This window comes from [Limnothrix rosea] IAM M-220 (assembly GCF_001904615.1).
Classification (GTDB): domain Bacteria; phylum Cyanobacteriota; class Cyanobacteriia; order Cyanobacteriales; family MRBY01; genus MRBY01.
On sequence record NZ_MRBY01000035.1, the window covers coordinates 33,303 to 43,471 of the forward strand.

General features: G+C 45.5%; 7 protein-coding genes. 4 read left to right on the forward strand and 3 right to left on the reverse strand.

Annotation, left to right across the window (positions count from 1 at the left end; genetic code table 11):
* Positions 1 to 123: 123 nt before the first annotated feature.
* Together NIES208_RS13215 and NIES208_RS13220 are read left to right on the forward strand one after the other, a co-directional pair.
* A complete protein-coding gene (locus NIES208_RS13215) occupies positions 124 to 723 on the forward strand; it encodes a MiaE family protein (protein WP_075893454.1) in 600 nt (199 codons plus the stop codon).
* A gap of 239 nt (positions 724 to 962) precedes the next feature.
* A complete protein-coding gene (locus NIES208_RS13220; RefSeq protein WP_171971772.1) occupies positions 963 to 2,981 on the forward strand; it encodes a CBS domain-containing protein in 2,019 nt (672 codons plus the stop codon).
* A gap of 102 nt (positions 2,982 to 3,083) precedes the next feature.
* Here NIES208_RS13220 and NIES208_RS13225 read toward each other — a convergent pair whose 3' ends face one another.
* The 3 genes from NIES208_RS13225 to NIES208_RS13235 form a co-directional block, all read right to left on the reverse strand.
* On the reverse strand, positions 3,084 to 4,517 hold the full coding sequence (locus NIES208_RS13225; RefSeq protein WP_075893455.1) for a sodium/glutamate symporter: 1,434 nt from the start codon (positions 4,515 to 4,517) through the stop codon (positions 3,084 to 3,086).
* A gap of 330 nt (positions 4,518 to 4,847) precedes the next feature.
* Positions 4,848 to 6,029: an FtsW/RodA/SpoVE family cell cycle protein gene (locus NIES208_RS13230; protein WP_084176633.1), complete on the reverse strand. Its 1,182-nt coding sequence runs from the start codon at positions 6,027 to 6,029 to the stop codon at positions 4,848 to 4,850.
* Between the two features lie 166 nt (positions 6,030 to 6,195).
* Positions 6,196 to 6,516, reverse strand: coding sequence for a slr1957 family protein (locus NIES208_RS13235; protein WP_075893457.1), 321 nt, complete (start codon positions 6,514 to 6,516; stop codon positions 6,196 to 6,198).
* A 782-nt stretch (positions 6,517 to 7,298) separates the two neighbouring features.
* Here NIES208_RS13235 and lysS point away from each other — a divergent pair.
* Both lysS and NIES208_RS13250 read left to right on the forward strand, forming a co-directional pair.
* A complete protein-coding gene (lysS, locus tag NIES208_RS13245; protein WP_075893459.1) occupies positions 7,299 to 8,849 on the forward strand; it encodes a lysine--tRNA ligase in 1,551 nt (516 codons plus the stop codon).
* Between the two features lie 59 nt (positions 8,850 to 8,908).
* Positions 8,909 to 9,754, forward strand: coding sequence for a 3'(2'),5'-bisphosphate nucleotidase CysQ family protein (locus NIES208_RS13250; RefSeq protein ID WP_075893460.1), 846 nt, complete (start codon positions 8,909 to 8,911; stop codon positions 9,752 to 9,754).
* The last annotated feature ends 415 nt before the right edge of the window (positions 9,755 to 10,169 follow it).

Below are 10,169 nucleotides of genomic sequence, written 5' to 3' on the forward strand. Positions count from 1 at the left end.
GTGGCATTGTGCTAACTTCTGCTTTGACCAAAACTGATGGGCTGAAACAATCTTCCTATCTTGCTTGTGCCGTATTATCATTGCAGACTCTGCTTAACTCGAACTCAGGCTACATTAGTTTTTATGATGACTTCTACTTTGCCTCGCATTAAATTTCTTCAGGAACCCACCCGTGATGAGTGGATTGAGTTGGCATTAAATAATCTTGATGAAGTGATGCTGGATCATTCCCATTGCGAGCGCAAGGCTGCTAGTGTTGCCATTAATATGATGTTTCGCTATCCATCGTCGACGGAGTTGGTGAGGGAGTTGACGGCGATCGCCAAAGAAGAGTTAGAACATTTTGAACTGGTAAATCAGTGGCTGGCACGGAAAAATATTCCCCTCGCACCGCTTAATGCGCCTCCCTATGGCAGTAAATTACATAAGCTAATGCGTCCCCAGGAGCCGGATCGAATGTTAGATTCTCTCCTGATTTCAGCATTAATCGAAGCGCGATCCCATGAAAGATTAGGGTTAATTGGTGAGTATTGTCCTGAGCCGGAACTGGCGGCTTTTTATCGGGGACTAATGGCATCGGAAGCAAGACATTATGGTGCCTATTGGGTACTCGCCACGACCTACTTCGATACTGATTTGGTTAATGAGCGTTTGGCAGAGTTGGCGATCGCCGAAAGTGAAATTTTGTCGACACTACACCCAGAACCTCGTGTCCATAGCTGAGCAGTAAAGCGTTTTTGTGCCATTGCAAAGGTTACGCAGTCAATCCGGAAGGGTTATGTCAAGAAATATTAACAAAATCTAAATTCCCTTAAGCAAGGTTACATTTCAGTGCTTCACAGAGCAGACTAATGATTGTTGGAGCCTAAAATTTTTTAAATTTTGATTTCGGTTTGTGGCAGGGTGCGAGCCATAGACAGATTAGTTGGGATTTTTTCATCTGTATTTCGAGCAATAATGTCGTGTTGAATTCTGCTAACTCAACCTTTGCCATCACCTTAGCCATCGAGCACCAGTTTCTGACTGCAACCCTAGATGAGACTTTGGCGATCGCCCTCGAAAAGATGGTACGCCAACGCAACCATTGTGACCTCAGTGCCCATGGCGCAGGGACCTTTAGTGCTCCAAACTGTTTGGTAGTAGTGCAGGAAGACAAACTCTGTGGCATTTTTACCGAACAAGACTTTGTCCGACTCATTGCTGAAGGCGAAGATCTCCAGACGATTACCCTCGGAGAAGCCATTCAAATCCCCACGGTTTCTATCTGTTGTACTCCCGATGAAGATATTTTTGCCGCATTAAATTTACTCACCCACCACCATCTCAAGCATTTACCAGTCGTTGATGGGGAAGATCGCCCCATTGGCATTATCACCTACGATAGTCTCCGCAAGGCCTTACCACCGATCAATCTCTTGACTCGCCTCCATTGTGTCGCCGATGTCATGGTTCATGAGGTCGTTACAGCAGCAGTCGAAACGTCATTACTCGATGTTGTGAAGTTGATGGTCAAGAACCGAGTGGGTTGTGTGGTGATCTCTGAAACTGGAGGCGATCGCCCCCAGCCCATAGGCATTGTCACCGAACGAGACATTATCCAATTCCATAGCCTAGATCTAAACCTCAAAACCACAACAGCAGGGGAGGTGATGAGTAGTCCCCTCTTTACCCTTTCCCCCGAAACCTCTTTATGGGAAGCGCACCAAACCATGAACCGACAATATGTGCGCCGCCTCGTTGTCGTTAATGAAACAACTGGTGAAATGCAGGGCTTACTGTCCCAAACCAGCCTATTCCGAGTACTACGACCCAATGATATGTACCAAATGATTGACCTACTACAGCACATGGTCGATCAACAAACGGCAGAATTATCCTCTAAAAATCAACAACTCCAGCTAGAAATTAAAGAACGCAAACACGCAGAGAAACAACTACAAGAAGCCCACGATCACCTAAAAACTATCGTCAAAGAACGCACGCAGCAACTCCATAACGCCAATGCCAAACTGCGGGAAGACCTTGCCCATCGTGAAAGAATGACCGCTGAGTTGGAACAGACACTCAAGCATTTACAACAAACACAGCTGCAACTGATCCAAACCGAAAAAATGTCGGGTCTAGGGCAACTGGTGGCAGGGATTGCCCACGAAATTAATAACCCCATTAACTTTATCTATGGCAATCTGCAACACGCGCGGGGATATGTGGAAGACATTCTGGGTTTGTTATCCCTCTACGAAAGGTATTATCCAAAGCCACCCCAAGAAATTCGCCAACAGCGTCAGGTTTCTGATGTGGATTTTGTGCGGGAAGATATTGTCCACTTAGTCAACTCAATGCATAAAGGGGTTGATCGCATTCGCAATTTGTTGATGTCCCTCCAAACTTTTTCGCGCTTAGATGAATCCCAGTTAAAGCGGGCTGATATCCACGCAGGGATCGATAGTACGTTATTGCTCATCCAAAATCGTCTCCAGGCGCACCATGATATTCCAAAAATTCAAGTAATTCGGCAGTATGAGACGACCCCTAGTATTGAGTGTTATCCGAGCCAGCTGAATCAAGTTTTTTTTAATTTATTGCTAAATGCTGTGGATGCGGTCAATGAAGCGCAACGGCGATCGCCCTACCCCTCACCCCAAGAGAAAATAGCGGCTCAACCGATGACGAACTTTGCAAAGCAAAATTATCGTAAGCCCCAAATCAAAATTTCGACCAATGTTTCCCCCGAAGGGGATCATCTCATTATTAAAATTAAAGATAATGGGTTGGGCATTCCGAAGAATATCCAGTCAAAACTATTTGACCCCTTTTTCACCACAAAGCCTGTGGGGCAAGGTACTGGACTGGGTTTGTCCATCAGCTATCAAATTATTGTGCAAAATCATGGCGGCAATTTAAGCTGTCACTCTAGTCCTAATGAAGGTACAGAATTTGTGATTACTTTGCCCGTTAGTCACGTGGCGATCGCCGCATGAAGACAGCTACCATGACAGTCCATTAACGATAGAACCACAGAAAAAAATTGTCCTCTTCAACCAGAGTTAGCCCATCGGGCAGAGCCACACTACCCCTACTTTTTATTGAGCAAAACTAGAACGCGATCGCTGGCGAATCAGAACAAATCCAATCACTAGCCAGAAGATTAACAGTCCCCCTGTAATACATAAAGTCGTCACCAGACCCAGACTATCGACCAACGCCGGAGCCGCAGCCGTAAATAAACCCCCCCCAACAATCGGCTCAAAAAAGAGCTGTTTGTAAGCAAAACTTTCGAACGCACCAGAACGATTATCCGGGTCAACCATACGCAACAATAAAATGCCCGTAGCCGTTACCCCCATAGACTGACCCAGATCGCCGATGCCCTTTTCGAACCAATAATCGGGAAAAATCTTCGGCGCAAAATACAAAAAGAAGGAAATATTCCAGACAATACCAACAACACTTAAGACGAGAAATATGCCTAAGTTGCCACCAATAACCTTCAGCGAAATCGAGGCCAGAGCCGTCACCACCACCACATCTAATGCCATACCCGCAATATTTTTAGTTAATCGCGGAATGATGAGGGCATCCAAATCTAGACGCACCATAATGACTTGTACAATGATGCCACCAACTAATGCCATGGGAAATAAAGGCACATAGTTCATCATCGTAAAACCGCTTAATCCCCACGTCACCGACTCTAAAAAGACTAACCCCTTTAAAATGACCCACCCAATAATGATGGCGATGCCGACAAAACCGAAGTTGAGGGAAAGGGGATCAATTAAAAGACCTCTAGTTAACTGCCGCCGTTTTTCGAGGATCTCAGGATCGCTATTATGGGAAAGTTCGGGTAAATTGTCGGGCTGTTCAACATCTACGGCGGCAACGGCAACATAGCCACGTTTACGCCCCCATTTTGATAAAAACGTCCCGGTAACAATACCAGAAACAATACCGACTGTCGCTAAACCAAGGGCAAGATCCGCACCCTCTTCAAAGCCTAACTCAGTAAAAGTATTCGCCATGCCCCCGGCTGTACCATGGCCGCCTTCAAAGGCAATTTCGATCAAAGAGCCTGCAATGGGGTTGGCATCAAAAAGGGGAATCAAAATGAGTAAAGTCGCCAAAATACCCACGACATATTGTCCCCAGGCAAGGGATTGGCCAAAGACCACCTGAGGCGCTGCCCGTCGCCAAATTTGTTTTGGGCTGGGAATAACTTCACCGAGGAATAGGGCGGCAAAGACAATATTGATAAATACTCCCGGAGACTGTGACCAAATTGTGCGAATCTGTTCGGTAAAAACGCCATCGCTGATGAGGGTTCCTTCTCCGATGACAGAGGTGGCGATCGCCCCTAGTACCTGAGGCCCAAGCAATAATGCCAAAACCCCTGCCACAATAGATTCCGGTAGATATAGCCGACGAATCCAACCAATCTTTTGTTTAATCAAGCGCCCAGCTAAAACCAGTAGCGCAATCCAGACAAAAGCAAAGAAAACATCTCGTAATGTGAACATAGCAATGCTGCTGTCTTTGCAACAGATTCAGGACAAGACCCTGACTCAACTAAAGGGACTCACCACCCTACAGACAGTGAGCTTTAATTAAGTTGTCTTTAGTTTCAGAGCTAGTTTAGGCAGCCTTCAGGGAAGTTACCGTTCCCCGTTACACGAAATGTTTGTCCCCTAAACGTGTTCTCGCGATTTCATGCGTTGCTTGACCATCAAGACTAAACTCTTGCCCCCATTACCCCACAAAGCAATAATGTCGGCATGCAATTGAAACGAACTGTAAAAGAGCAAAATATCTTGTAAACAATTATTTTTTGCCGTAAATGACTTTAAGCTTCACTTTTCTGTCAGTGCTGACTGTTTTTGGCGTTTATTTCTGATAGAAATGACCTGAGCTTCTTTTCCTTCCCGAGCCACCCGAATCAGTAGCGCGGCTGAAATCAAACTAGAAATTACCGAGCTACCGCCATAACTAAAAAGCGGTAAAGGTAACCCTGTAGTCGGTAGAACCCCTGTGGTTACACCGATATTAAGAATCGATTGCCCCACCAACATAAAAGTCACACCAATGGCAATGAGGCGGCGGTCTAAATGTTTGCAGCGGAGGGCAACATAGGTGCCAAGGCTAGCGTAGGTCAGGAGTAAAAGTAGGAAACAAATACAGCCTGCTAGGCCAAATTCTTCGGCAAAAATTGCGAAAATAAAATCTGTGTCTTGAAAGGGTAGATAAAACAGTTTTTGTTGGGATAAACCAAAGCCTTCGCCCCAAATGCCGCCGGAACTAATGGCCAACAGACTTTGTACTAACTGATAACCGTCACCACGGGCATCGGCAAAGGGATTGAGAAAAAACATCAGTCGCCGACGCTGATATTCATGGACACTAATACTGGCGATCGCCGTTGCTAGGCCAACCCCCGCCGTACTACCAAGCTGGAACCAAGATAGACCAGCTGCTACCGCGATAAACCACAGAGTCAGGCCACACAGCGCCGTAGTACTAAGATTCGGCTGGATCAAGATGCACCCTAAAATCCCGGCAAAAACACCCAGCCACTGCCACCGCACATGCCACATCAGTTTACGCCAGCGCCCAAAGACCTGGGCCGCTTGCAAAATCAAAAAAGGCTTTGCCAACTCCGATGGCTGGATACGAATAGGGCCGAGGGCAATCCAGCGGGTTGCACCGTTGACCTCGACCCCAAAGCCGGGAACCAAGGTCAAAATAATGAGTACCCAAAAAAACAATAACAACCAACCAGATAATTTATTGAGGGATTTCAGGGGCGATCGCACAATGATGTTAAAGAAAAATAGCCCAATCACAATCCAAACGAGCTGACGCTTGACGAAATAAAAACCGTCCCCTTGGCGCAAATCCGCAACGGGATAAGACGCTGAAAACATGGCCACAAGACCAATACATAGCCACAAAAAAGTGAGCCAGCGTAGGAGTCTCGCCTCCAATGCCCAATGTTTAACTTCCGTATCCAGAAATGGCAAAAAATATCTCAGCACAATGGCAGCATCAACTTTAAATGACCAACAAAAATCCCCACTATTATGCCAATAAGCGAGGAATTCACAGATAAATCAAATATTTTCTTTTTGTCATAAGCCATGATCAAAGCCAACTAAAAAACTAGGCCTACCCCATGGGCTAATAAAAAGAAATCACACTAGTTTATGGATCTTCTACATCAAGACGTGCCACCGTAATTGCGCTAAACGCAAAGGCCATTACTAAGGGAACTGGACAACGCCAAAAGATGCTCACAATGGCGCAAAAAACACTAAATAAAACTGCTGCACCGAGCCATTTTTGCTCGTCAGTCGTAAAGCCTTTTTCCGCTTTTATCAGCCTTAAAATATCTATGGGAATGGGTTCTGGCATCACGGCATTGGGGGGGAATGCCCAGTAAAAATTAGTCGTGACGAGAGTCGGTTCTGTCCAGCCATTGCTGTCGCACCATTCTTGAATCCACTCGTCGCTGTAATGCCTCATACAATTAAATCCTTCGGTTTTTTAGCGGTTAACTAAACTAAATTAGGTGATTTTTGCCGTTAATTAAAAATGCTTTGGGATGAGCAAAGCTCTGTGGTGTGAGCAACAAATTTATGCTGTTTCTAATTAACGATTTTCATCGTATCAATGATATTTACGGGGTAACCAAAGTATTTAAGAAAGTTCAAACAGAACAATGGGCAAAAATACTTATTTCAAAGACTTTTCGTGACATTTTAATTGGAAAATCAGGTGCTTAAATCAGGCGATCGCCAACTTGAATAGACGGGGATCATTGCCCATAACTCCCCTTCACCCAAGACGAATTCGCCACCCCAAATCCAAAACACAGCGCCACATTCAGCCCATAGCCCAGAGTTTTGTAAAGAAATATTGCAAAAAGCCCGAATGTTTGTTACATTTGTTTACAGATAAGCTCATCACAAGATTTTTAAAGAACAGTCTCATCCAGTAGACAATAGGTTCTGCGCCATCTTGGCATTGAGTTTCTCCTCTCATACAGCAAGCTCAGATAGACCAGCCGATTAAGCTCAGGCTGGTTTTTTATTATTTTTGTCACTTGATATGTAGTGCTAGAAACCATAGCCATCTGCAAATATGCAACTTGGAAGGGGAATTTTTTATCTTGACGAAAAAATGGCTTAAATGAGCGAGCAAACAGAGTCTTTACAAGGGAAAGAAATAATTCTGTTTTGAAGAGGAAGCGGCTATAATAACCGAGTTCTGAGACCGCTCTATCATTCACTGTTAACCTCAAATTCATGTCTGATTCCACCCATTCCACCCGTGACGAACTCCGTGCTGCCCGCCTCGAAAAGGTGCATCAGCTCAAGGCGATCGCCATGAACCCCTACGCATACAAATGGGAAGTCAGTCACCACACCGCAGCACTTCAAGACAAATATAAAGACATTGCCGCCGGTGAAGAAGTCGAAGACCACGTTTCCATCGCAGGGCGTATCCTTGCCCGTCGCGTTTTCGGCAAACTAGCATTCTTTAGCCTGCAGGACGAAACAGGCACAATTCAGCTCTATCTCGATAAAAAACTCATTAATACAGGCATGCCTCATATCGAAGGCGCATTCAATCACCTGAAAAAATTAACCGATGTGGGCGACATCATCGGCGTTAAAGGCATGATTAAACGCACAGAAAAAGGCGAACTGTCCATCAAAGTCAGTGAATTTGCCATGCTCACAAAATCTCTATTGCCATTACCCGACAAATGGCATGGTTTAACCGACATCGAAAAACGTTATCGCCAACGTTATGTGGATCTGATTATCAACCCTGACGTTCGTGAAACTTTCCGTTGTCGCGCCAGAATTACCGCAGCCATTCGTCGTTACCTAGAGGAAAAAGATTTTCTCGAAATTGAAACCCCAGTTTTGCAAGGGGAGGCAGGCGGCGCTGAAGCCCGTCCCTTTATCACCCACCACAACACCCTGGATATGCCGCTGTATCTGCGGATTGCCACAGAACTTCACCTCAAGCGTTTGGTTGTGGGTGGCTTTGAGCGGGTATTTGAAATGGGGCGTATCTTCCGTAATGAAGGGGTTTCGACTAAACACAATCCTGAATTTACCTCCATTGAGGTTTACCAAGCCTACGGTGACTACCACGACATGATGGATTTGACGGAGGATCTGATCCGCACTTTAGCGAAGGACATCATTGGCACTGTGGAGCTGCCCTATGGCGAAGCAATGGTAGATGTTGGCTCTCCCTGGCGACGGGAAACCATGCAAAATCTTGTACAAGCGGCCACGGGTGTCGATTTTCTTGCCTTTGATGATTTTGAAGCCGCGGCAAACGCAGCAGAGAAAGCCGGGATCGGGATTCCGGAGCAGGTCAATAGTCTTGGTCAACTTCTAAATGAAGCCTTTGAGCAAAAAGTTGAAGAAACGCTGATTCAGCCGACCTTTGTGACGGAATATCCCGTTGAGGTTTCGCCCCTCGCTAAGCCCCACCGTGATAAGCAGGGCTTGACCGAGCGTTTTGAATTATTTGTGGTGGGTCGTGAGCTGGCCAATGGTTTTTCTGAGTTGACAGATCCGATTGATCAGCGGCAACGTTTGGAAGCTCAGGCGGCTAAAAAAGCGGCGGGGGATGTGGAAGCCTGTGATGTGGACGAAGATTTTGTCACGGCTCTCGAATATGGCATGCCGCCCACAGTGGGTTTAGGCATCGGGATTGATCGTCTTGTGATGCTTTTGACGAATTCTGAAAGTATCCGTGATGTGATTGCTTTCCCTCTGCTCAAACAAAAAGCGAAGGATGCGGATGGGGACATTGATGCTGTGAATAGCTAAGCGGATCGTCCATGGATAGTTTTGAATTTTTATAGGTTTAGGTTTAACCCACAAAAAAAATGAATCAACAACGTTTAGAAGCCGTTTTGGCGATCGCCCGCGAGATTGGCTGGGGAGCTGGAGACATATTGCGTCGCCATTACAAAGGCGATATAAAAGATATTTCGAATAAAGCTGATGGCCCCGTCACCAAAGCAGACATCGCAGCAAACGACTACATTATCGAAAATTTCCATGCCAAGCTCGGCACAGAAGACTTTGCCTATCTCAGTGAAGAAACCTACGACGGCATTAAGGTTGAGCACCCATGGGTTTGGATTATTGATCCCTTAGACGGAACCCGTGATTTTATCGATCAAACTGGCGAGTATGCAGTGCACATTTGCCTCACCCATGAAGGTCGTCCCGTGATTGGCGTAGTCGTGATTCCCGAAGCCGAGAAGCTTTATTTTGCGCTAAAGGGTAATGGTACTTTCGTGGAGACCCGTGACGGCACAGTCACACCGATTCGAGTCTCGGAACGCAATAAACCAGAAGAACTATTATTGGTCGCTAGCCGTACTCACCGTGATCAGCGGTTCCAAGACTTACTCAATCGCCTACCTTTTAAAGATCGCAATTACGTCGGTAGCGTTGGCTGTAAAATTGCAACAATTCTCGAACAACAATCCGATGTTTACATTTCCGTTTCAGGGAAATCGGCGGCGAAGGATTGGGATTTTGCAGCGCCAGAATTAATTTTGACTGAAGCGGGTGGCAAGTTTAGCTACTTTGAAGGCAACGAAGTACTTTACAACCAAGGTGACGTAAAAAAATGGGGCGGTATTATGGCCTCCAACGGTCACTGTCATGCAGAACTTTGTCAGATGTCTATTGAAATTTTGAAAGAAATTGACGCAGCGTAATCAGCGGTCAGTCAGTATATAGACATTTTGCATCAGAATTAAATACTTTCCTTTGAGCACTATCCCCAAGGAAGGATGAAGGCTGTTGCTAAAACTGATTCGGAAGCACAATCTTAACAAGTCTCTCGGCAGCAACGGTGACAAAATTATTTCATCAAATTGTATGGCCATAGTCGGCAAGATAACTAGGGGGTTAATGTGTTAAACCTCGACAGGATAAGGTTTTAAAGTCTATGAGGTGTCTTAACTTTGATGGCTTTGGCTATAGATCCCTAGTCTCTTGTTGTGGGGGGAGATATTAATCTGTAAATTTTTTAAAAATCATTGAACTCAACGACATCAGGGAAAAACGATTTTAATTAACGTCAGTTCGGGTTAAGGAGTTATCCGAATGCCTTGAAGACACGGGAACATT